At 48.8% G+C, this 24,831-nt stretch carries 15 protein-coding genes; 3 read left to right on the forward strand and 12 right to left on the reverse strand.

The features are described 5' to 3' along the window. Positions 1 to 24: 24 nt before the first annotated feature. Genes WJM45_RS08095 through WJM45_RS08105 form a run of 3 tightly spaced genes read right to left on the reverse strand, consistent with a single transcriptional unit; the run spans position 25 to position 5,701 of the window. Entirely contained in the window at positions 25 to 1,107 is a 1,083-nt protein-coding gene (locus tag WJM45_RS08095; protein ID WP_341328448.1) for an efflux RND transporter periplasmic adaptor subunit, read from the reverse strand. Further along, on the reverse strand, positions 1,104 to 4,376 hold the full coding sequence (locus WJM45_RS08100) for an efflux RND transporter permease subunit (RefSeq protein WP_341328449.1): 3,273 nt from the start codon (positions 4,374 to 4,376) through the stop codon (positions 1,104 to 1,106). Before WJM45_RS08100 ends, WJM45_RS08095 begins: the two co-directional genes overlap by 4 nt. A 59-nt stretch (positions 4,377 to 4,435) precedes the next feature. Next, positions 4,436 to 5,701, reverse strand: a complete 1,266-nt coding sequence (locus WJM45_RS08105; RefSeq protein ID WP_341328450.1) for a hypothetical protein — start codon at positions 5,699 to 5,701, stop codon at positions 4,436 to 4,438. Positions 5,702 to 6,292: 591 nt separating this feature from the next. On the opposite strand from WJM45_RS08105, the gene WJM45_RS08110 reads away from it, so the two are divergent. Both WJM45_RS08110 and pta read left to right on the forward strand, forming a co-directional pair. Continuing rightward, positions 6,293 to 7,636 (forward strand): TolC family outer membrane protein, encoded by a 1,344-nt coding sequence (locus tag WJM45_RS08110; protein ID WP_341328451.1) that lies wholly within the window; start codon positions 6,293 to 6,295, stop codon positions 7,634 to 7,636. 299 nt (positions 7,637 to 7,935) lie between these two features. Next, positions 7,936 to 10,050, forward strand: coding sequence for a phosphate acetyltransferase (gene pta, locus WJM45_RS08115; RefSeq protein ID WP_341328452.1), 2,115 nt, complete (start codon positions 7,936 to 7,938; stop codon positions 10,048 to 10,050). Positions 10,051 to 10,532: 482 nt separating this feature from the next. Here pta and WJM45_RS08120 read toward each other — a convergent pair whose 3' ends face one another. From WJM45_RS08120 to WJM45_RS08160, 9 genes are all read right to left on the reverse strand, one after another. Further along, the gene (locus WJM45_RS08120; RefSeq protein WP_341328453.1) at positions 10,533 to 11,519 is read right to left on the reverse strand and encodes an L-threonylcarbamoyladenylate synthase; all 987 of its coding nucleotides are present in this window, start codon (positions 11,517 to 11,519) and stop codon (positions 10,533 to 10,535) included. Between the two features lie 4 nt (positions 11,520 to 11,523). Continuing rightward, positions 11,524 to 13,350 carry a sodium-extruding oxaloacetate decarboxylase subunit alpha gene (gene oadA, locus WJM45_RS08125; RefSeq protein WP_341328454.1) on the reverse strand — a complete coding sequence of 609 codons (1,827 nt, stop codon included), beginning with the start codon at positions 13,348 to 13,350 and terminating at the stop codon, positions 11,524 to 11,526. A 49-nt stretch (positions 13,351 to 13,399) separates the two neighbouring features. Beyond that, complete coding sequence (locus WJM45_RS08130) at positions 13,400 to 14,818, reverse strand: acetyl-CoA carboxylase biotin carboxylase subunit (protein WP_341328455.1); 1,419 nt, start codon at positions 14,816 to 14,818, stop codon at positions 13,400 to 13,402. A gap of 758 nt (positions 14,819 to 15,576) precedes the next feature. Next, a complete protein-coding gene (locus WJM45_RS08135; RefSeq protein ID WP_341328456.1) occupies positions 15,577 to 17,235 on the reverse strand; it encodes a glutamine--tRNA ligase/YqeY domain fusion protein in 1,659 nt (552 codons plus the stop codon). A gap of 1,750 nt (positions 17,236 to 18,985) precedes the next feature. Next, entirely contained in the window at positions 18,986 to 19,246 is a 261-nt protein-coding gene (locus WJM45_RS08140; RefSeq protein WP_341328457.1) for a hypothetical protein, read from the reverse strand. Between the two features lie 17 nt (positions 19,247 to 19,263). After that, positions 19,264 to 21,066, reverse strand: coding sequence for a Na/Pi symporter (locus tag WJM45_RS08145; protein WP_341328458.1), 1,803 nt, complete (start codon positions 21,064 to 21,066; stop codon positions 19,264 to 19,266). A gap of 346 nt (positions 21,067 to 21,412) precedes the next feature. Beyond that, positions 21,413 to 22,249, reverse strand: a complete 837-nt coding sequence (locus tag WJM45_RS08150; RefSeq protein WP_341328459.1) for an MOSC N-terminal beta barrel domain-containing protein — start codon at positions 22,247 to 22,249, stop codon at positions 21,413 to 21,415. Then, a complete protein-coding gene (locus WJM45_RS08155) occupies positions 22,250 to 22,603 on the reverse strand; it encodes a hypothetical protein (RefSeq protein ID WP_341328460.1) in 354 nt (117 codons plus the stop codon). It lies immediately after the preceding gene. A gap of 218 nt (positions 22,604 to 22,821) precedes the next feature. Next, positions 22,822 to 23,226 carry a PilZ domain-containing protein gene (locus WJM45_RS08160; protein WP_341328461.1) on the reverse strand — a complete coding sequence of 135 codons (405 nt, stop codon included), beginning with the start codon at positions 23,224 to 23,226 and terminating at the stop codon, positions 22,822 to 22,824. Between the two features lie 430 nt (positions 23,227 to 23,656). On the opposite strand from WJM45_RS08160, the gene WJM45_RS08165 reads away from it, so the two are divergent. After that, positions 23,657 to 24,820, forward strand: a complete 1,164-nt coding sequence (locus tag WJM45_RS08165) for an ABC transporter substrate-binding protein (protein WP_341328462.1) — start codon at positions 23,657 to 23,659, stop codon at positions 24,818 to 24,820. Positions 24,821 to 24,831: the final 11 nt, after the last annotated feature.

The raw sequence follows: 24,831 nt of genomic DNA on the forward strand, positions 1-24,831 counted from the left end.
CCTACATGAACGTTATGATAAACATCAAACGCCTTCGGCCAATGCGCGTTCCGGTGGAACCAATTGCTCGCCGCCCGATAAGCCGGAGACGACTTTGATCTGGCCGTCCGGTAAGGTGCGGCCGAGGCGGACGAAACGGCGCTCGATTTGGCCGTTATTCAGTATCCAGACGACATCGAGTTGACCGACTTGATGCACATAGTCTTGCGGAATCGAAAGCAATTGCTCTTCGCCTTGCGGAATGCGAATACGGACGAAGAGGCCGGGGTACAAGCCGGGACGGCTGTCGATGCGCATTTTGATTAGAAAGTTTCGCGCACCGGGGTTGGCGGCCGGGACGATTTCTTCGATGACCGCAGGTAAGGTCAGTTTCAATGCTTCAACACTGACCTCGAGTGACTGCCCGGTTTGCAGACCGATCGCGACCGATTCGCGGATAAAGGCTTCGACGCGAAGCGCCGCCGGATCGTAAAGCGTCAGGAGTTTTTTGCCGGGATAAGCCACTTCGCCGGGTTCGGCGTGCCGGTCTATGACTCGAGCCGGAAAAGTCGCCCGAATTATACTGAAATCCTGAATGGAGCTGGCTTCCTGTAGCTGCGATCCGGCCGCCGCACGTTGCGATTTGAGGCTTTCATAATCGCTCTTGGCTGCATCCAGCGCTGCTTGCGTCGCGCTTTCTTGAGCGAACAGTTTTCGGGTGCGCTGATAATGCGCCTCGGCGCCGGCTAGGCGCGCGTTCAGCGCATTAATGTTTTGTCTCGCCTGCGCGGTTCGGGCGGCAATGGCTTCATCGTCGAGCGTAATCAGTAAATCGCCCGGCTTGACGCTATCGCCCGATTTAACATGAATCGCTTTGATGCGAGCTTGAACTTGTGCGCTGATATCGCCGGACTGCTTCGATTCCAACGTGCCGGTGGCCTTTTCGAAGACAGGTACCGTGACTCTTTCGACCGTCAGGCTCGGGCCTTGATAAGCCGGTCCGCTCGCTAAGGTTTCGGGTTTGATTTTGCTTTGAAAGGCGCCTGCCATCCACAGAATCATCAATAACAAGATCAGTAGGGTAACACCTGATAGAGCCAGCGTTTTTAGATTATTCGGTAAAGTCATGTTGTGGCGTTCTCGCTTTTGGCATAGATCAAATAATAAACGGCAGGTATCACGAACAGCGTAAACAATGTCGAGGCGATGATGCCGAAGATAATCGCTATCGCCAAGCCGCTGAATACCGGGTCGAGTACGATAACGAGGTTACCGAGTAAGGTGGTTCCGGCTGTCAATAATACCGGGCGCATTCTGACGTTACCGGCTTGCCGTAAGGAGTCCTTTAATCCCAGTCCTTCGTTTCGGGCTTGTGTGATGAATTCGACCAGAATCAGCGAGTTTCTGACCACGATACCGGCCAGTGCGATCATGCCGATCATCGCGGTCGCAGTGAATAACACTGGATCGGGACTGCCGTTGATAAAGCGTTCGCCGAATTGATTCAGCATCCAGAAGCCGGGCATGATTCCTATCACGGTCAGCGGAATCGACGACATGATGATCAGCGACAACGTGGTCGAGGCGGTTTGTATCCGCAATACGAAGAAGATACCGACCAGCGCGAACGCGAAGGCGATGCCCATGTCGCGGAATACGTCGACCGTGATTTTCCATTCGCCTTCGCCGCTCCAACCGATCGTGATGTCGTCGGGTAACTGCCAAGGAATGCCGCCGCCGGAATTTAGAAACGTGCGCCAATTCCAATCCGGGGCCGAGGTTTTCGCTCCGTTCAAATCGGCATTGATATCGGCGATTACTTCGGCGGGCGTACGGCCTTCCAACTCGGCCATGACATAGACGACCGGTTTCAAGTCTTTGTGATAGATCGATTTTTCGGCCTCGGATTCGACGAAGGAGCCCAATTCGGCCAGCATCAAGACTTCGGCACCCGGGTTTCTATCGGGTTTGATCGGCAATACGCCCAAATCGCGCCGGCTGCTGCGCACGCTTTGCGCAAGCCTGAGTTTAATCGGAACAGGGCGGACTTCGCGTTCGAGATGGAAATAGCCGGGAATATGGCCTCGATTCGCAAGGCCTAAGTTCATAGCTAGGTTTTCGGTGGAAATACCGGCCAGCGCGGCTTTTTCTTTGTCGGTTTCGAAACGCCAACGCGGTTGGCTGTCTTCAACGCTCGAGTCGATATCGACGACAAAGGGCTCTTTCGCCATTCTATCCATGACGACTCGAGCGGCCTGGCGTTGCCGTTCGTAAGGCGTCAGCGTGCCGCCGTAAATTTCGGCGACCAGTGTGCTGATGACCGGCGGGCCGGGCGGAACTTCGACGACCTTGACTGAAATGCCGTCGATATTGAGCGGCGCCAGCAAGGCTCTGAGTCTTAGGAGCACGGCATGCGATTGATGTTCGCGTTCTTCCTTAGGCGCCAAAGTCAGGCGGATATCGGCCAAGTGCGGCGCGATGCGGTAATCGTATTGCCGAACCAAGCCGTTGAAGTCGATCGGCGACGGCGTGCCGGCAAATGCCGCGATTGCCTTGACCTCAGGCAGACGCGCGGCAATCGCGGCGGCCGAACGGGTAACGGCGGCGGTATGTTCGAGCGTGCTGCCCTCCGGCATGTCGACGATGATCTGCATTTCGTTCTTATTGTCGAAAGGCAGTAATTTTAAAGGTACTAGGCGCAATACCGGCAGTAGTGCGGTCAAAACGAACAAGACCAGCATCGCAATGATGACGATCCAGGCTGACTTGCGATTAGCGATGCAAGGTTCGATCAGTTTTTCATAACGGCTAGGCCCGGTTGTCGTTTCAAGATCGTCTTCGGCCGGTTTCAAAGCCTTGCCGGCTAGCCACGGCGTCACGATGAACGCCGTAACCGTCGATAGAATGACCGCTACCGGCACGTTGAATGCCATTGGCGCCATGTAAGGCCCCATCATGCCGGTAATGAAGGCCAGGGGAATAAAGGCCAGGATGATCGTGATCGTCGACATCAGCAGCGCCGGCCGGATTTCGGCGATCGCCGCGACGATACGTTCATTCAAACTACCTTGGCCGAGGCGCATATAGCGTTCGACATTGTCGACGCCGGTGATCGGATCGTCGACCAGCAAGCCGAGCGATAGGATCAGCGCGAATAAGGTCACGCGGTTGATCGTATAGCCGAAAAACATATCCAGTGCCAAGGTGGCGCCGTAACAGACCGGAATCGCCAAACCGACCACCAGGGCAGGGCGCCAGCCGAGAAAGATACCGATGAATAACACCACCGTAACGACCGCGAATGCGAGGCTCGTGGTCAGGTTATTGACTTTTTCATCGGCGGTTTGGCCGTAATCGCGCAAGATTTCGAGTCCGATTTCGGGCGGCAGCAATTCTTGTTGCAACTGAGTCAATTTACGATGCACATTTTCGGCGACCGCGACCGCATTGGCGCCGCGTTTTTTCGCGACCGCGATCGTGATCATCGGGTAATCGTCCTTGAAATCGGCGGATAAGGGGTGGCCGTCGGCAAACTGAATCCAGCTGTAATGATCCGGTTCTTCCGGGCCGTCGGTGATGTCGGCGACATCGCGCAGATATATCGGAATACCGTCGACGGTATTGACGACCAGCGTGCTTAATTGTTCGACCGTTCTGACGAAGTCGCCTGCTTCCAATTGAATCGAGCGATTGTTGGCCGAGACGAGTCCGGCATTATGTAATTGATTGGCTTGTCGGATGGCGCCTGCTACTTCGATGGCCGTGGTTTTCCGGGCCGCCATGCTTTGTGGGTTGAGCATGACATTGATCGTTCTGGCGCGCCCTCCGACCACGTTGATTTGATTGGTGTCGGTGATTTGCTGCAATTGCACGGTAATTTCGTCGGCAAAGCGGCGCAACTCATAGTCGCTGTAAAGGTTCGGCGCCCGGCTCCAAAGCGAAGCCAATACGATCGGCACGTCGTCGACTTCGGCCGGTTTGACTTGCCATTCGGTTACCGCCGCCGGAATTTGATCTTGATTCGAATAGAGTTTGTTATAAGTATTTAATAAGGCATCTTCCCTGTCTTCGCCGACAAAAAACCGCAAAGTCACGATGGCTTGACCATTGTTCGACCTCGAATAAACGTGTTCGACACCGGTAATTTGAGTCAGCAGTTTTTCCAAGCGCAAGGTAATCTGCTTTTCGACTTGTCCTGCGGGTAGGCCCGGAGCGGCAACGATGACATTGGCCATCGGCACGACGATTTGCGGTTCTTCCTCGCGCGGCGTAAACGTCAGCGCAATCGCGCCGAGCGCCAAGGACAGCGTAAAAAAGAATACCGGCAGGCCGCCTTGCAGCGCGTAAGCGACAAGGCGGTCTAGCGGGTGATTGAAGGATGCGGAAGAAGTAGTCAATTTAATTTAATATTAGTGAACTCTAATATAGCGATTTATAGCATAGCTAGCATAGTCTTTCAATCAATTGTTTCGGTCCATTGGCAACGCTTTTTGACAAGTTTAGAGGTATTGGCGTTGCCGATGCCTTTGGCGATTAAGGCTACGACCCTTTTGTCGGTGTTATAGCCGATGTGTGCATCGAGCGGATTGGCAAATTTTCCTAAACCGAAAGCGTCAAAAATTTTCGCGACGTTGATGTTGATATTCGTGACATCGGCGCACAGTCTCGAGTCAATATATTTATCGACAAAATTCTGCTGTATCGCATAACTCAATAAATCGTTCGGGTCGCTGAAAGCAATGATTGGCGTTCCGCTCAGAATTCTTTTATCGTAATTCTCGCCTTCGGGGTTGCAATAAGCGTTCTGTTGGCTATTGATTTCCGGTACTTGACGGCCTAGTTGCAACATCGGCAACTGATTCGACATCATGTAAATCGGAATGACTTTTTGTTGCAGGGCTTTTACCAAATCTTTCGGGCGGTCGAGCTCGGGCCTGAAACTGCTATCGCTAAAAAACCGGGCAAGCCGTTGCAATCCGTCGATTGTGATTCGGCTGCCGAGACTATGCGATACGACAGCGTATTGGTCGTTTTTTAAATTTTCAACCGCCGCTAAATCGTCGAAAGTACAGCTTTTCGCTTGCTGATCGGGTAAATCGTCCCATAAGCCTTTGGTCATCCAGCAAAACGATTGCGTAAACGAAATCAAAATGTCTTCTCGGCTATCGCCGAGATAGATAATCGGATCGGGGCCGGTATCGTTGGAAAATCGTTTCAATAAATCGTTGACTTCGGCGCGGCGAAAGGAGTATTCGCCTGAGTTGTCATAGGCCAGAATCGCTTTTTGTTGAGCGGTGATTTCGGACCAGGTTAGCTCGTAAAATAATAATTCCTGATCGCGTCTCTTGTTGAGCAAACGATGAATTCTCAAATTGCCGAGTTTTTTCGATTCGTCTAAAGGATCGCGCAGAAAAATGTCTTTGTTACGTTTAGCTCTGACAGTTAGGTTCAGTGATTTGGCGAGCTTTTCGAGAAATTGTGTTGAATAGCCCGGCAGTCTATCGCCGACTCCATGAACCATTAGTACTTTCATTTTACCGCCCGCATTATTTAGATGCGGCTTGATGCCTTCAAAAGGGCTGCCGGTAACTTCACATAATCGGGTATCGGCGGCTTCTTGTTTTTCGAAATAAGCTTCGGCGATGCCACGTCCGAAACTGGCGCAACCGCTGGAAAATATACTGAAAATGGCAATAACGAGAAGAGGGGCGATTTTTTTCATGGCAACAGGTTTTGAAGGACATTAATATAAATTACATAACAAAGGTAACTATTCAGTCCCCTGATAATTAGCGTTCCCACGCTCTGCGTGGGAACGCCTGAGTACCGCTTTAGCGGTACGAGACGCTAGAGCGTCACGGTCTTCGTTCCCACGCCGGAGCGTGGGAACGATAGGGGTGTGAATAATTACAAACAAAAACTACTTTAAATAATCTATTTAAACTTCTAATTTCACTTTTATGTCGAGTCTATAATGGGGCGTTGAGAAAATAAATAGTAACGAATTTTTTTGGGTGTAGGTGTTAGAATCGGCTCAGTATTCGGTATTAGTTGAAAGCCCCGCCACTACCTACCGGAAACACTTGTCAATCCAAAGTGAATTGTAGGGTACGCTGCGCGTACCTAATGTCAGCACAAGGTAGCACATGAGGGCGTTTTAAACTACGGGTAGGACTACTGTGGTATGTACAGCGTCCCTTGCAGTCTTCACTTTCAAACATTAACGCGAATATAGTCTTAAAATTATATCTTCTGTGATTCAGAATGGAGACAAGAGTCGAATTAATATGTTTAAAACCGGGTTTATCCTCAAATGAATAGTAGCAGGTTTTATTTTTTTAAAAGCGCCATCGTGGCGCTATTGGCTTTACTTGTTCAAAATCAGTCCTTTGCGCAAGATCTTATTGAAGTTTATACGCAAGCCCTGGAAAATGATCCGCTATTAAAACAAGCGCTTGCACGGCAGTATGCCAACGCGGAATTCAAGGATCAAGGCATTGCACGTTTGCTACCCACTATTTCGGCGACCGGTGCCAGTAGCCGGGAATGGCTTCACAACAAAAAAGCCGGTGGCTTCGATTTTCGAGGTCCGCAGACTAATCAAGAATTTTGGAATAACACTTTTAGTCTTAATTTTGTGCAACCGGTTTTTCATTGGGATCATTGGATTCAATTAAGCCAGTCGGATAACCAAATTGCTCAGACCGAGGCCGAATATTTGGCGGAGCTGCAGAACTTAATGGTTAAAATTACCGAGGCTTATTTCAACGTGTTGTCTGCGCAGGACGGTCTAGACTTTGCGGTTGCCGAAAAAAATGCGATTGCTCGTCAACTGGAGCAAGCTCAACAGCGTTTCGAAGTCGGTTTGATTGCGATAACCGATGTTTATGAAGCGACGGCTGCTCATGATTTAGCCTTGGCCAATGAAATCGAAGCGGATAATAATCTCGATAATCAAAAGGAAGCTTTGCGTGAAATCATCGGCGAATTTGACGGGGAGCTTAGTCCCATAGGAAAAGAGTTGCCGTTGATTGTCCCTGAGCCCAATGAGATGAAGGCATGGAGCGATGCGGCGCTAAACGGCAACTTTTCGATCATTTCGGCATTCAATCAGGCCGAGTTCGCCAGGAAATCCGTCGAGTTGCAAAATAGCGGTCATCTGCCGCAATTAGATATCGTCGGTTCCTATGGCGTGTCGGATAATACCAGTACTTTCGGTTTTCGCGGCGATACGCAAAGCATCGGTTTGCAATTGAATGTGCCGCTATTCGAGGGCGGTGCGGTGAATTCGCGCACTCGGCAAGCAAGGCAAGAGTTTGAGGCGGCCAAACAAAATCTGATAGCGGCAAAGCGCGCCGTCATACGCCAGGTGAACAATGCCTACCGAGGCGTGAATGCCAGTATCAGTCGCGTCGACGCATTGAAATCGGCCGTTAAGTCGGCGGAGAGCGCGTTGGAAGCAACCGAAGCCGGTTTGGAAGTCGGTACTCGAACCATGGTTGAAATATTAGCCGAACAAAGAAACCTTTATCGTGCAAAACGAGATCATGCGCGCTCGCGCTACGATTATCTGATCAACAGTATTCGCCTGAAACAAGCAGCCAGCAGTTTGAGCGAAAATGATTTGGAATATATTAACTCGCTACTGTCGCATTAGTCTTATGATAAACCTGGATAAGGCTCGTCGGAACCCAAAAAAGCAGGCGCTTGCAAAATATAGCAAAACGATGAAGTCTTGCGCGAGTTGCCGTTGTCGCTACAAAGATCATGGTTCCAGGATGTTATTTATCGCAAAATCCTAAAGACTGTCGACATCATTCAGCCTCTTTCATCGTTCCTACCGCCCCTGAGTGGGATGCATACCGATCTTGCCTCGACAACCAAGGTATGGGTTCCCACGGAGAACTGTGTGAACCAGAAATAATTCTTTCCCCATAATTGATTCTTTAAACAAAAATGTCCCAAGTCTCTAAAAATATTTATATAACCGGTGCCGAACAGGGCAGCGGTAAGTCGGTGATCATGTTGGCTATGATGGAAATGTTTTCCGGTTTTGCCCAAAAGATCGGTTTTTTTCGCCCTATTATTCATGCCGGAGAGGAAAAAGACGACTTGATTGAGCTAGTAACCTATCGTTATCAACTCGAATGGCCGTACGAAGCGATGTACGGATGCACCGATGAGGATGCACGGCGCCTGTTGGCTCATGATCGTTATGACGATTTAATCAAACTGATTCTCGCGAAATACCGAAGCTTAAAAATTCAATCGGATTATGTCATTTGTGTCGGTTCCGACTATAAAAGCGGCGAGTCGATTTTTGAGTTCGATTTTAATGCCGATGTTGCAAATAATCTGGATTGCCTTTTGATGCCGATCGTTCAAGGCGGTAACCGATCCAATGATCAAATAATCGATACTTTGGCCGGGCTTAGACATGATGTTCAGGGAAAAAATGCAGCCCTGTTGGCAACGGTGATCAACAGTGTTCCGGCGGCTCAGGTTGGCGAACTTAGAGACCAATTCGGACACGATCCGCAATCCAACTTTCCTGTTTATGTCGTGCCCTCCGAACCGTCGCTGGAAAAGCCCAGTATGGGCGATATCGCCAGATCATTGAATGCAAAGTTTTTATCGCATGATTTCGAAACACTCAATCTTGAAGTTTATAACTACAAAGTAGCGGCGATGTTGGTTTCGGATTTTCTCGACTACATTGAAAAAGGCGATTTGATTATTACTCCCGGGGATCGTTCGGATATCATTCTGGCCTGTTTGATGGCTTATCATTCGAAAAGTTATCCGCAAATTGCCGGTTTACTGTTGACTGGGGAGCAAGAGCCCGCGCCGCAGGTGCAATATTTAATCGAAGGATTGGGTGCTTTGCCGTTTGCCGTTTTAGGTGTTGCCACCGACACCTTCACGACGGCAATGAATGTTACTCGAGTACATGCGCGTTTAAATTCCAATAACGAACGCAAGATAGCCACGGCCTTGAGTTTGGTCGAAGATAATATCAACATGCAGGAGCTGCAGCAGCGCCTGTTTACGAGTAAAACGCCGCGCGTGACGCCGATCATGTTCGAATATGAAATCTTACAGCGCGCCAAAGCCAATCCGCAGCACATTGTATTGCCGGAAGGCGGGGAGGAACGCATTTTAAGAGCGGCCGAAATTCTTTTCCTCAGGGGCGCCGTCAAGTTGACGCTGCTAGGTAATGAAGAAACGATCAGGCAAAAAATCGCTGCGATGGCTTTGCAATTGGACGACATCGATATTATCGACCCGATGACTTCCGAACTGCGTCAGAAATTTGCCGAAACTTATTTCGAGTTACGCAAGCACAAGGGCGTTCATTACGAATTGGCGTTTGATCTCATGACCGATGTCAGTTTTTTCGGGACGATGATGGTACATCATAATCTTGCCGACGGCATGGTTTCCGGATCGATACATACGACCCAGCATACGATCAGGCCGGCCTTTGAAATCATCAAAACCAAACCGGGAACATCGATCGTCTCTAGCGTTTTTTTCATGTGTTTGGAAGACCGGGTGCTGGTTTATGGGGATTGCGCGGTCAATCCGAATCCTAATTCCAGGCAATTGGCCGATATTGCGATCAGTTCCGCGCAAACCGCCGCTATGTTCAATATCTCGCCGCGTGTCGCGATGCTGTCTTATTCAACCGGCGCGTCCGGAAAAGGGGAGGCGGTCGACAAGGTTAGGTCGGCAGTGGAACTGGCTAAACGATTGAAGCCGAAGCTGAAACTGGAAGGACCGATTCAATACGATGCGGCGATCGATAGCAGTGTGGCCAAAACTAAAATGCCGGATAGCGAGGTTGCGGGGCGAGCAAATGTATTTATTTTTCCCGATCTGAATACCGGCAACAATACTTATAAAGCAGTTCAGCGTTCGTCCGGTGCGATTGCCATCGGGCCTATTTTGCAAGGCTTGAATAAACCGGTCAACGACTTAAGTCGAGGCTGTACCGTAAACGATATCGTCAATACTGTTGTGATCACGGCGATACAGGCCCAAGAAACCGGTCGAAAACCGGTGGCTTAGGATTACTGCCATTAAACTAGGCTATGCTCGCGTTAGCAGTTGAAACGGTTCTCTTCCCTATTAAATAAACCATTTAGGAAATAGTCAATGATTGCTTTCCAATACACTGAGCGTGGAAGAGGGTACGATTACTCGCTTGACAGGACGCCGTAAATACGTCCGTGTAGGCTTGACGGCGGCTTTCCCTGCCGCCGACACCTGTCAATCGAGCAACCGTACCCTCCTTTCAACCATTAGCGCGATTTTGAAAAAATGAAAGTTATTCAGAGTTGTTTTCTTGGGTTTCAAGTTGGCTTTAAGTTCAAATGTATCAACTATTAACGCAAACATAGCCTTAAATAAAGGGCTTTTCCATAGCAGAGCAGGCGCGTAGGGTACGCTACGATTTGTTTATAACGATGGGTGCTTTGTGGGAGCGATTGAAAACCGAACTGAAGGACCTATTCAATAGTTTGTGGATATCGATAGCAGTGCGGCTAAGCCTAAAATGCCGTAGCCGCTTTTTTCAATCGGTCGTTGATTGCATGCCATTCATTGGATTCTGGCGGTTGTTCGACCAGGATGATGTCCAATCTTTGGCGATCCAGTTCGCGCAGCGCTGCGTACAAACCTTGTGCATAAGCGTCGGCAGTTTCAGGTAAATGAACGATAGTCACCGATGAATTCGGTTTCGATTCGAAGCGATAAGCCAGTAAGCCTATTTTTTTTCCTTGTTCGGCCAATTGCTTTATCGTGTCGTTAAGTTGTTCGGATGGGCACAAACGGGTCAGAGTCGATGGCGCGTAATGCACGGCCATTTGTCCGGGCGCACGGGGCGTATCGTTGTTCGCAGTGCTTATTTCGATCAATTCGCATTGCAGAACCTGTTCGATTTCGGCCTTAGTGATGCTGCCTGGCCTTAACAGCAAGGGGCTTGCACCGCTTAAATCGATGATGGTCGATTCGACTCCGACTCGGCAAGGTCCGCCGTCCAAAATCAAATCGATCAACCCGTCAAGTTCTTCGGCCACATGCGAGGCTTGAGTCGGGCTGACACGCTTGAATCGATTGGCTGAAGGTGCGGCAATGCCGCCGCCGAATGCTCGCAAGAGTCGCAAGGCAACCGGGTTATCGGGAATTCTCAGGCCGACCGTATCTTGTCCGCCGGTGACTTCATTCGGTACTTCGGGACGTTTCTTTAAAATTAAGGTTAGCGGTCCCGGCCAGAAGCGTTTTGCCAAGCGTTGAGCAGTATCCGTGACCTGGATCGCCCAATCCGATAACTGGGCGGGGCTTGCGATATGGACGATCAGAGGGTGATCGACCGGACGGCCTTTGGCCTTGAATATCCGGGTTACGGCCTCGGCATCGCCGGCGTCGGCGCCAAGACCGTAAACTGTTTCGGTCGGGAAGGCAACTAAACGGCCTTGATTCAACAATTCAACCGCTTTAGCGACTGCGGCATCGTCGGCAAAAACCGTTTCGGTCATGTTCTTATGCGGCCTCGATTTCCACCAACACTTCATCCGGATTGGCCGGTTCGCCTTTGACGACATGCACGGCTTTTACGGTACCCGAAATCGGTGCAGTGATTTCCGTTTCCATCTTCATTGCCTCAGTGATCAAAACAGCTTGGCCGGCTGTAACTGATTGGCCGACTTTAACCAAGACTTCGAGAATGTTGCACGGCATACTGACTGTGACATCTCCTTCCGAAGATGGGCGGCGACGTTTACTCGAAATTGTGCTTTTTACCGCACCATGAGTGCCGCCGTCCAGGACGATTTCGTCGAGTGTTTCCACGACGATTTCTTCCGGTACGCCGTCGACCATGAAATAGAAGTGGCGAAGACTTTGATTTTTAGGTCCGGCACCGGTCACTTTGACATGATATGACTCGCCGTGCAGCGCGACATTGAATTCGGTCGCCGCTTTTTGTACGGCGTCGGTTGCTTGAGTTTCAATTTCCAACGGTTCGGGAACCAAGTTATCGTTCGAGCGCTGCTCGAGAAATTGTTTGCCGACTTCCGGGAACATCGCATAGCTGAGTACGTCTTCGTCACTCAACGCCAAATGGCCGATTTCCGAGCGTAAATGTTCGAACTCGGGCTTGAGTAGATCGGCCGGGCGGCAGTCGATCGGCTCTTCCTTGCCGATGGCTCTATTTTGTAGACTCTCGTTGACCGGAGCCGGGGCCTTGCCGTAGCCGCCTTGCAGGTAACGCTTGACCTCGTTGGTGATCGTTTCATAACGTTTGCCGGTCAATACATTCAATACGGCTTGCGTGCCGACAATTTGCGATGTCGGCGTGACCAGCGGCGGATAGCCCAAATCTTTGCGAACTTCGGGAATTTCTTTGTAAACTTCCTCGATGCGATCCAATGCATTGCGTTCGCGCAATTGGTTCGCGAGATTCGAAATCATGCCGCCCGGCACCTGAAAGACATGCACGCGCGTGTCGATGCCGGTGAATTCGCTCTCAAAGCGGCGGTATTTCTTGCGCACTTCGGCGAAGTAGTTGTTGACGGTTTGCAGTTTATCGAGGTCGAGACCGGTGTCGTAATCAGTGCCTTTCAAAGCCGTGACGAGGCTTTCGGTCGGCGGATGGCTCGTTCCGCCGGACCAGGACGACAATGCTGTATCAATGTGCTCACAGCCGGCTTCGACTGCTTTGATTTGACACATTTCGGCGAGTCCGGAAGTGGCGTGTGTGTGTAGATGCAACGGCAAATCAATCGTATCTTTCAGTGCCTTGACCAGTTCCGAAGCCGCGTAGGGCGTTAGCAAGCCGGCCATATCCTTGATCGCGATCGAGTCGCAGCCCATCGAGGACAGATCTTTGGCTAATGTCACGAAACTGTTCACATCATGCGCGGGACTAGTCGTGTAGCATAGCGTCCCCTGTGCATGTTTACCGGTCGCCTTGGTGGCTTCTATAGCGGTTTGCAGATTGCGTACGTCGTTTAACGCATCGAAAATGCGAAAGACGTCCATTCCGTTCGCGGCGGCTCTTTCGATGAAGGTCTTGACGACATCGTCCGAATAATGGCGGTAACCGAGCAGGTTTTGCCCCCTTAGCAGCATTTGCAGGCGCGTGTTCGGTAATGCGGCTTTCAGTTTGCTAAGACGTTCCCACGGATCTTCTTTAAGGAATCTCAGGCATGCGTCGAAAGTCGCACCGCCCCAACATTCAAGAGACCAGTAGCCGATATTGTCGAGCATTTCACATGCTGGGAGCATGTCTTCGGTACGCAGTCGCGTTGCGATCAGCGATTGGTGGGCGTCACGCAATATCACATCGGTAATTTGAACTTTTGGCATTTTGTATCCTATTGAATCTTGTCGGCAGTCAGTTTATTGAATCAGGAAATCACAAGCCGGTATGTGAAGCCATCGCAGCGGCGATGACACTTGCGAGCACTTCCGGGCGAGGCTTATTCGAATAATTAATTAATTCACTATGTTTTTCGACAAAGCCGGTATTGAAACAGGCCGTGCGGAATTCGGGATGTTTCAGGATTTGTAGATAATACGGAATCGTCGTTTTGATGCCGAACAAGCCCATGTCTTTGAGCGCACGTTCGCCGCGTTGAATGGCATCTTCCCAGGTTAATGCATTGACGATGACCTTCGCGACCATCGAATCATAAAACGGCGGAATTTCGTAGCCGGTGTAAATTGCGGTGTCGGTGCGTACGCCCGGTCCGCCCGGCGCGTAATAACGCGTAATTTTGCCGAAGCTCGGTAGAAAACTGTTCTTCGGGTCTTCGGCATTGACACGAAATTGGATGGCATAACCGCGACGAACGATTTCATGTTGTTTAAAACGCAAAGGCAAACCGGCGGCGATACGGATTTGCTCCTCGACGATATCGACGCCGGTCACGGTTTCGGTGATCGTGTGTTCGACCTGAACGCGAGTATTCATTTCCATAAAATAGAATCGGTCGTTATCGTCGAGTAGAAATTCGACGGTGCCGGCATTGGAATAGCCGACCGATTTTGCCGCGATCACGGCTAAGCCGCCGATGTATTGGCGCTGCGCTTCATCGAGTTGAGGGGAAGGCGCAATTTCGATCAGTTTTTGATTGCGGCGCTGAATCGAGCAGTCGCGTTCGTAGAGGTGAATCGCATTGCCGTGGTGATCGGCAAGAACTTGTACTTCGATATGTTTCGGGTTAACGATGCATTTTTCAAGAAACACATCCGCGCTGCCGAAGGCTTTGGTCGCTTCCGAGATTACGCGGCTGTAATTGCGTTGTAATTCGTCGGCATTGTCGCAGCGGCGAATGCCGCGGCCCCCGCCCCCGGAAGTCGCTTTTAGCATGACCGGGTAACCGATTGCCTCGGCCACATCCAAGGCTTCTTCAACCGATTCGAGATTGCCTTCCGAGCCAGGGGTGACCGGAATGCCGGCTGCAACCATCGCTTTGCGCGCTTCGGTTTTATCGCCCATACGATGTATGACTTCCGCATCGGAACCGATGAAGATCAAGCCTCGTTCCTTGCAGGCTTTCGCGAATAAGGCATTTTCGGACAAAAAACCGTAGCCGGGGTGAATGGCATCGCAGCCGGTCGCTGCAGCCAGATTGACCAAAGCATAAATATTGAGATAACCGGACATCGGTTCGCTACCGATACAATAGGATTCGTCGGCTTTTTTAACGTGAAGGGCGAAACGGTCGGCTTCCGAATAGATCGCGACGGAGCGAATGCCCATTTCAGCGCAGGCGCGAATGATGCGCACGGCGATTTCGCCGCGGTTGGCAATCAGTATTTTACGTAACATAGGTTAGACGTACCCCGAAATTAGGATGGGAATTGAGGGCTGGAATTGGATTTTACAGATATATGCAGGCTTATATCTTAAAGAAAATTATCGAAATATTTAAGTATTAATTATATCAGGTTGGAAAATGCAATAAAGTCATACTTCTCGGACATTAAATTTCGGTACCTCCAAATGTTAGTGCCGAATTTTAATCTACGATAGGTAATTTAATTTGCCGATAATTCAAAAGCGGTGCGAATATTATTCGAGTCTGCCTGGCTTGCGTGTCTCCAAGAAAAAGTGGTGCCGAGTCCGGAAAGCAGCATTAGATCGGTCAGAAATTGAATCGTCCATCGACGAAGACGGGTACAGAGAATGGTTTGATTGCAGCCACGAGTCATACAGTGAGGAGTGTGGTGATGAGGTATAAAGCTAGGAATTATCGACTTTAAAGCAAGGCAGGCGCTTGCGTTGGATTTGCTTCGGATAGGATTGCGTTGGATGAGGGGAGGGGAATTGGCTCAGTATGCGGCAATTTTCTATTTGAGGGAAAAAAGGGGTGTGGAGCATGCTTGGCGAGGATATCGGCGTGAATGCATATTTTTGCTCTATGCAAAATCTGCATTCACGCCATCCCTGTAATTCAGCAATTGCCGAGGAGCAAACGAAACCTCCATAAATTAGGGAAGTTATTTACGACCAAACCCTAATACTCCATTAAATCAATACCGTAAATTGACATACGAAAGGTATATCTCAATGCTTGAACGGCTGGTTTATTTTCCCCAGGTGTCTCGCAACGTGACGGTGCGGTTGAAGACTGGTTTGCCGGGGGTGCTGTCCGCCGCATCAAGGCAAAAATAACCCATGCGCTCGAATTGAAAACGGCTTTCCGGAGGCGCATCGGCAAGGCTTGATTCGACACGCGATTCAGTAAGGATTTCCAGCGAATCCGGATTCAATGCGTCCAGAAAGTTATCGAGCGAATCGGGATTCGGCTGGCTGAATAGTCTATCGTATAAGCGTATTTCGGCAGGTAAAGAATGGCGTTCACTGACCCAATGAATCACTCCCTTGACTTTACGGCCTTCCGGGTTTTTACCTAATGTGTCCGGATCGTAACTGCAATGCAGTTCTATGATTGAGCCGTTTTCTTCTTTGACGATGCGGTCGCATCGGATCACGTAGGCGCCGCGTAAACGGACTTCGCCGCCTTCGATGAGGCGTTTGTATTTAGGCGGTGGATTCTCGGCAAAATCGTCCTGTTCGATATACAAGACCTTGCTGAATTCGACTTTACGGGTACCGAATTCCGGTCTTTGCGGATGATTGCCGAGTTCGAGTGCTTCGACTTTGTCGTCCGGATAGTTATCGATGATCAATTTCAGCGGTCTTAGAACCGCCATCGCGCGCGGGGCGTTTTCATTCAAGTCTTCGCGGATGCAGTTTTCCAGAACGGCCATTTCAATCCACGAATCTTTTTTAGTGATGCCGATGCGTTCGCAAAAGTCACGGATCGCGGCCGGCGTCACGCCCGCGCGGCGCAGGCCGGCGAGCGTCGGCATACGCGGGTCATCCCATCCGCTGACGTACTTTTCAGTCACCAATTGATTCAGTTTTCGTTTACTGACGATGCTGTATTCGAGTTGCAGTCGCGCGAATTCGATTTGCTGCGGATGGCAAGGAATCGTGATGTTGTCGAGCACCCAGTCATAGAGCGGTCGATGGTCTTCGAATTCGAGCGTGCACAACGAGTGCGTGATGCCTTCGATTGCGTCGGAAATGCAATGCGTGTAGTCGTACATCGGATAGACGCACCACTTATTGCCGGTGCGATGATGATGCACGCGGCGAATCCGGTAAATGACCGGGTCGCGCATGTTGATATTTGACGAAGCCATATCGATTTTTGCCCGCAATACATATTGACCGTCGGCGAATTCGCCGGCGCGCATGCGCGTGAATAAATCGAGGTTTTCTTCGATGGAACGGCTACGGTCCGGGCTTTCCTTGCCGGGTTCGGTCAGCGTGCCACGGTTTTGGCGCATTTGTTCAGGCGTCGAGCTATCGACATAGGCAAGGCCTTTTTGTATCAACTCGACTGCGTAATCGTAGAGTTGTTCGAAATAATCGGAGGCATGGCGCAGTTCGTGCCATTGAAATCCCAGCCAGCTTACGTCGCGTTCGATCGCTTCCATGAATTCGACGCTTTCTTTTTCGGGATTCGTATCGTCGAAACGCAGGTTGCAAGTGCCCTGGTATTCAGCCGCGATACCGAAATTCAAGCAAATTGATTTGGCATGGCCGATGTGCAAATAACCGTTTGGTTCCGGAGGGAAGCGTGTGGCGACTTTGCCGTTATTTTTGTTTTGTTTCAGATCGTTATTGATGATCTGGCGAATGAAATTGGAAGGCAGCGTTTCGTTTGATGACATGAGCGGTCAAATTAAGTGATGAGTAATGGTAATGCCGGGTTCGGATTTGAAAATATCGCGTTTAGGATTTCGTGATAAATAACATCCTGGAGCTATGAGCTTTGTTAAGGGTTCGGTAACTCGCTTGACAGGCCCAGCGCCTAATTATCCAAGTTAATTAACCATGGCTAAAGGGCTATGGAATTTAGGTGCTGGGTGAATGCAGATTTTGCAGGAGCAAAAATCTGCCCTGTCGCCGACAACTGCCAATCGAGCGACCGAACCCTCCAAAAAAATAGGGAAGTTATTTTCGACCAAATCTTTAATGGCCAATCTACTTATTTCGAACTGAAAATCGATTTGCTTCGTTTAAGGTTCGGGTCCTATCTGTCGAGAAATCCGGCTTCTAAATCAGCAAAATGCAATCCGAAAGACGGGTGGGATTTAGGGCGTATGGATAACTCGATCCGTAAAGGCTTTATCCTAGTAAAAACAATTCACCATGAAGATCATTAAGTTAATTCAATAGCTTGTTATATGTTTGCATAGAATTTTCGTTCACCAAAAAGGTTAGCAAGAATTTTTAGGTAATTTGTTGAAATACTTAATAAACTTCATGTGTTTCATGGTTAAACTGCCGAATTTAGGTTTATGATAGCTCCTTGCGGCGGATATTCTTACCAAATAAACCATATACTTCTAAATTATAGGAGTATTAACGAAATAAATAGGCACAAAATGACGGGCAATACTACTGCAATTCCCGGTTTTCGTAAAGCGAGCTGATCAACCGCTGCAATTTCCAGTTTGAAAAATTTCGCCTTATTCAGGATGTGGGGCATGCGTGTCGAGGAGCGTCGTAAACCCAGCGTCTGTAACTATTCAGTCCCCCGGCAATTATCGTTCCCACGCTCTGCACTCATCGTTATACATAAGTCAAAAATTACCGTTTTGCAATCTTAGCTATTGAGTCCTCGATACTATTTTTTTGTCGCCCAACGTTCCCGACTTCGAAATCGCGATCTGGGGATCGCTCCCACAGAGCATCCGACCCCTTGTGGGAGCGACGCCTTCGTCGTCCCTCACCTAACGCTAGGTGAGGGAAAGCCACTGATGTTCAATATTCGCAGATTTATTAAACAGCACCGTTTCCAGGTATACGATGACCTCTGTTTAGTAAGTTTACCGATACCTGTGTATAACGGCGAGCGCTCTGCGAGGGATTACCTGAGTACCGCTCCAGCGGTACGGGACGTCAGAGCGTCTCGGTCTTCATTCCCACGCCGGAGCGTGGGAACGATAGGGGGTGTGAATAATTACATGGAATTTACTCTGAAAGTTCGCTAATTTGGATTCTTTATCTAATTTTTCGACAAACAAAAGCTTAACAACGAAAATGCCGGTTCCGAAGAGGGGGCGGTTGCTCGATCGACAGGCTCTATGCCAGCTCCATGCTGGCAAAGCCTTTACCGAGCACCCCGAGGCCTGATTCGGCACTGCCGAAAATTGAAGTACGAAGGGTATAGATCTTTGCTTTTCTCGCTGCGACAAGCTGTCGCGCGTCAATTAGTCACATTTCCAAGGGTATTTGCGCTCTTTATAATTTGTGCAACTCTTGATTGATTGCGAAACGCAAGCTTTCCTCCTAAAGGATTTTAAGAGTTTCTCAAGCGGACAGTATCTGTCCGCTTTTTTTTGCCCGTCATAATGCAATGTTGACTAAAGTTGCATTATTCGGTCAGCGACTGCAAGCTATTCGACCTTTCCTAGGCTATTGGTTATTCTGACGTTCCTTACGGATGGCCTGCAAAATATTCAGTCCTTTTTTGCGTTGAATCCTGATGATTTCCAATTCGGTTTGATACAACTTCGTCAGTTCCTGGTCGGTGGCTTGTTCGAGCGCTTCGGTCAATTCGCGTTCCTTTTTTTTCAGTTTGCGGAGAACGGTTTTTAGTTCCTTTGTGTAGTGTTTGGTTTTTTTATGTTCAGGATCGAAGAAATGTTCCAATTGGGTTAAGAATTTTGCATTCATGATCCGGTGCCTTTAACTTATGGGTTGACTATTTCCACGACCGTTTTGATTTCCGTATCGTTCAAAGCCAGACTAGGTTCGGGTCCAAGATGTTGTATGTTGTGCAAAAACACGGTTTCGACGGCTTTGACCAGATTGGTTTTGATGCTAAACATGTAAGCGCTGTCATTGATCAGCGATGAGCCGGTTTCGGCGGTGATTTTATTTTTGCGGATCAGTGTCTCGATGCTGCGAGTGATCTGTTGGTCGTCTTCCTCGATCTTGGCCTTGAGGGCATCGAGCGAAACAAAAGGCAATTCGTCGGCCTCGACATTTTCCATGAATTGATCGATTTGCTTGATTAGTAGTGCGATTTGATAAGCGATTTTGTGATACTCATCGCGGGCGTAGCGATAACGCGAAGTGGCGAAATGGAGCCAATTGGTTTGCAGATGCTTGGTGTTTTTGATTGCCTCGACGATATGCCGGTTCGCGTCGCGCAGCCAATAAAGTTTTGCAGTGGGTTTATGTTCCGGCGAAAAAGAAGCGCGGCTGATGAAGGCGATAATGGCACTGTAAATTCCTTTAATGCGTTTTTCGTAGGCATTTTCTATATCGTATTCGGCCGGATTTTCTTGATTCGTCAATGTTTGCAGTAACTGTTCATTGTCTTGAAGATCCCGGCGGCTCAATCCGAAAGTTCTTAGGATGACATAAACGGCATTGTCGTATAGATGCAGCGTCTCCAGTCGTATCGATTCGTTCATGGTTTCAGGAAATTCGACCGCCGAGCTATTTAAGTATTTCGGCATGAAAAGACTGATTTTTCTTTCCTTGATGAAGCGTTGTAAAAACACGACCATGTATCCGATAAACGGGAATAATAGCGCGATTCCCGCAAAATTGAATAAGGTGTGAAAGACGGCGAGTTTTAATGTGTAGTCGCTGGGGATTATTCCGATCTTGTCGCTAAGCCAATCCACGGTCACGACAAAATAAGGAATAAACATAAGTGTGACGATGCCGGTCAAAAAATTGAAAATTAAATGCGCCCAGGCTAAACGTTTGCCGTCGATATTGGCGCCTAATGCGCCGATAATGGCCGTGATTGTCGTGCCGATGTTCGAGCCGACCGCCAATGCTAAGGCATTCTCGTAAGTGATTTGTTGTGCCGCTAGCGCCGTGATGATCAAGACCATCGTGGCATGGCTCGATTGCATGACGACTGTGGCGGCGACGCCCACTGCCGTATAAACTAACAATCCCTTGATGCCCGGCATCGCGAATTCGACGAGATCGATGGTTTCTTTGATGCGCTCGAAATTATCCTTCATATAATCGATGCCCAGAAACAGAAAGCCTAGTCCGGTCAGAATAAAACCTATGCCTTTGACTTTTTTCCGGGCTTGAAAAATAAATAATATACCGAAAACCAGTATAGGCAGCGCGTATGCGGCGATATCGACTTTAAGCCCGAAACCGGCAATTAGCCAGGCGCCGGTCGAAGTGCCGAGGTTTGCACCGAAGATTATTCCGATACCCGTGGCCAAATCGAGCAAACCTGCGCTTAGAAAGGATATCGTGATGATCGAAACCAGCGAGCTCGATTGCATCAAGGTTGTGGCGACGATGCCGAAGGTCAAGCTTTTAAGTCGCGTATCGGTGGTTTTTTGCAGAATGCGTTCTAGCGTGCCGCCGGTAAATGCCTTGAAGCCTTGTTCGAGCGACATCATGCCGAACAAAAAAATAGCAATGCCGGCCGCGATGCCTTTAAATTCTTCGCTAAGCCAAAAGCCGATACTCAATAAGGGAATACCCAGGATCAGAAATAATTTTTGCATGGATTTGGCCGAAGGTTATGCGATGTCTGCATATGCAGCGATACTCCGGTATTTTAACCCAGCTTTAACAATTTTCGGTAACTTCTCAATAAGTCATGGCACCTATTAAATCAAAGAGTTACAAAGCCAGAATTGAGCCTTTGAGACGTTTTTTGGAGTGTCGACACCAAAAAATCAATGCCTTGCAGACCATGATCACGCCACGGCCCAATAAAAAGTCATTTTATTTGGGCCGTAAGCCATTGTTTTTAAATGCGCCATGAGTTATTGAGAAGTTACAATTTTCGCCATTAAGGCATTGAAAACAATGCAAAAATATTATGGTGCTACCTTTGTTAAGGCTGGGTTAAAGTTGGTCGAGCGGAGGTTGTTTAGGGCCGGTGGAAAGGATCGCGACCGAATCGCCGATGTGTAATACTCCTGTATTGTCATGCAAGGCGTTTTGTCCGAAATACACTTTTTGGTTCCATTTGCGGATTCTGCTTAATGTGAGCAGCGGCTCTGGTCCGGATTCTGCCGTTTCCGGATCGATGGTCGGTACCGAGCAGCGCGCGCAGGGTTTTGGTAATCTGAAGTTGATGTCGCCGATGCTTATTGTTCGCCAGCTGTCTTCGGCGTAGCTATCGCAGCCTGAAAGGACCAAATTAGGTCTGAAACGGGCCATTGGATAATTCAGATTCATGGCGCGGTTGAGTGAGGCCAGAGTGTTTTCCGAGAGTATCAAGAATGGAAAGCCGTCCGAAAAATAAACTTTATCGTCGGGCCGGGCGTAATTCGGATCGACCGGGCGAATTGTTTCTTCCGCTTGGTAAACCAGTTTACAATCGATATGTAAAAAATCACTGAGCCATCGGTTTGCTTGCTTTGAAACCTCGTGCGCTAGGCAGCGGTCATGCCAGATTTCGCATTCCAGCGTTTCATCGTTTGTTGCCTCCAGTGGTAGCGCCAAATTGTCCAAACCCGGCGCCGATAGAGTCAAACAGCTTTCGCTCAAAGCGGTGCGAATCAATGCCATTTTAGGCAGGCACCGTTGGGATAAAAATTTTCTTTTTTTATCAACCAACATCCATTGCCTATCATAGCGCAGACCTTTTTCGGTCACAGGCCAGCGGTCGACCGCGATACCCGCCAATGATTTAACCGGATAGATATAAATTCCGCTTAAAAAAGGCGAAGGCATCATTTAACCGAGCAGTCCTTTTACGGCGCTCGATGTCAGATTGCTTTGAGCGGCTAGGCTTTCCGCTGGGAATTGATTAATCAAGTCGGCGGTTTGCCTGACAATCTCGTTGGCCTGTTCCGGTTCGGTGACCGATGAGGTTGTATTTACATTTTGCGCTTCACGGTTACGAAACGATTCGGAAAGTTGCAGCGCGTTATCCGATAATTCGAGGTTTTGCTCGTCGCTGACAATAGGCGCTCTTGGTGCGGGGACGTCTTGATTTAGCTCTTCAGTCAGTCTGCGATTTTGCTCCGTCTGAACGGGTACATTCGGTACGCTATTATCGATGCGTGGTGTTATGGCTTGGATTTCCATTTTGGACTCCTCATTCGAAAAGATTCCTGACTAACAAAGTGTTCATTGGTATCGATATGGCATCAAATTACCGGTATCGGGTTGCTCAATATGTAAAGGTTTCCGGCAATAAACGCCAGTTTAAGGAAAAGCGGGTCATCCAGCCACGGATTGGTAGAATCCAGTGCCAGGAATGACAATGCCTAGCTGATAATTAGGCAATAATTTCCTTGGATCGTTCATTTAAACAGTAAATCCGTTTGAGTTTCAAGTAAATGATCGCCCAGATCGTTTTGCCGTTCTTCGAACTTGATACCATATTCAAGCTCATTGCTGCTGGATTGGCGGACGACTTTGGCTTTCATAGTAAATCGTCTGCCGTCTTTGAATTTAAGCGCCACAGTAATTTTTTTATTAATGCCCAGTTTTTCTTCGGGGCTCACGCGTAAGCCTTTACTGCTGATGTCTTGAAGTTGAGCTTGTATCTTTTTATCGATTCCAAGTAAGTTTTTAGTAATCAACGCGACTTTAATATCGCTTCTGACATAGCGAACCGATCTACGGCCATTATCTTGAATCGTATCATCGGTATCTAAATCGAAAATATCGCGATGATTTTCTGAAGGAGGATTGATGTCGGCCATGGAGATTACGAAATCAGAGGTAATGTTGGGTTATCGAATAATGTGGCGCTAATTTAAATTATAGTGTGTTTTTGCTTGTAATAGTGGTCAGTTTATTATCGGCAGTGTCGATGCATAAGGAAACCCTGCGCAGTTATGTTTATAATGCTCGATTGAGCAAGACTCAAGTGCTAGGAAATTGTTAACCCAGCCTTAATAAACGTAGTGAATACGGTCTATGCTGTTGAATTATAAGAAATAAAAGGAGATCTAAAATAGATTTGTAGTGCCGTAAAATAACTTCTATCTTAATATTCAACAGTTTATGTTCGGTAAATGTTAAAGCTGGGTTAAGTTAAACAGAGAATGTTGAATGGATTGGTTCTGTATAGTCTTCATTTTGCTTTCTTTATTTTTATCTCAGCCATAGCAAATGAATGGAGTAGGAAAAATGATCGTCCGATCTTTATTGTTAGGTATTAGTATGCTGTCATTGACTGTTTTTGTTGCGCAAGCGGAACAAAAACAGGAAATCGAAATTGTTTACTTTACCCAAGAAAAAATAGCCCCGCCGGCCCTGTCGAATCTTGATCCGTTTATTAAAGACAAGGGCGAACTCGGCGCCGAACTAGCGATCGACGATAACAACACTACCGGACAGTTTACCGGACAATTGTATAAATTGAACAAAGTTATCGTGCCGGTCGACGGCGATGTCGCCCAGGAATTTAACGACAAAGTAGCCGGGAAATTCTCCTTTGTTGTCGCCAATTTGCCTGTCAATGATTTGCTGAAAATTATCGATACGAATCAACCGGAGCAAACCTTGATTTTCGATGCGGGAACGACGGACGACAGTCTACGGCAGCGTTGCGGTAGCGATGTGCTGCATATCTTGCCGAGCCGCGCGATGCGTGCCGATGCCTTGGCTCAATATCTGTTGAAAAAGCGCTGGACGAAGTGGTTTTTGGTAACCGGCGCGAGCGATGAAGATAAATTATTTGCCGCCGCGATCAAGCGATCGGCGAAGCGTTTCGGCATGAAAATCGTCGCCGAGAAAGCCTGGGACCATACCTATGACGCACGACGAACCGCTCAATCGGATGTGCCGGTGTTCACGCAAGGCGTCGACTACGATATATTGGTCGTTGCCGACGAACAAGGCTTGTTTGGCGAATATCTGGATTACCGGACCTGGATTCCCAGACCGGTTGTCGGAACGCAAGGCTTGATCGCGACTTCATGGCATCGCACGCATGAACAATGGGGTGCGGTGCAAATTCAAAACCGTTTCAAAGAACAAAAGGGCCGCTGGATGGAAGAGGCCGATTACGGCGCTTATCTGGCGATTCGCGCCATTGGCGAGGCCGCGACTCGGACCCAATCGAGCCAACTGAACGATATCAAGCCTTATTTGTTAAGCGACAAACTCGCTTTGCAAGGCTATAAAGGCAGGCCATTGTCGTTCCGGACTTGGAACGGTCAGTTGAGACAACCGCTGTTACTCGCGGCGCCACGTTCCTTGGTCGCGGTCGCCCCGATCGAAGGTTTTTTACACCCGAAAACCGAATTGGATACGCTGGGTTACGATCAACCCGAAACCAAATGTAAGTAAAAGGTAGATAC

The organism is Methylotuvimicrobium sp. KM2, assembly GCF_038051925.1.
In the GTDB taxonomy this organism is placed as follows: Bacteria; Pseudomonadota; Gammaproteobacteria; order Methylococcales; family Methylomonadaceae; genus Methylotuvimicrobium.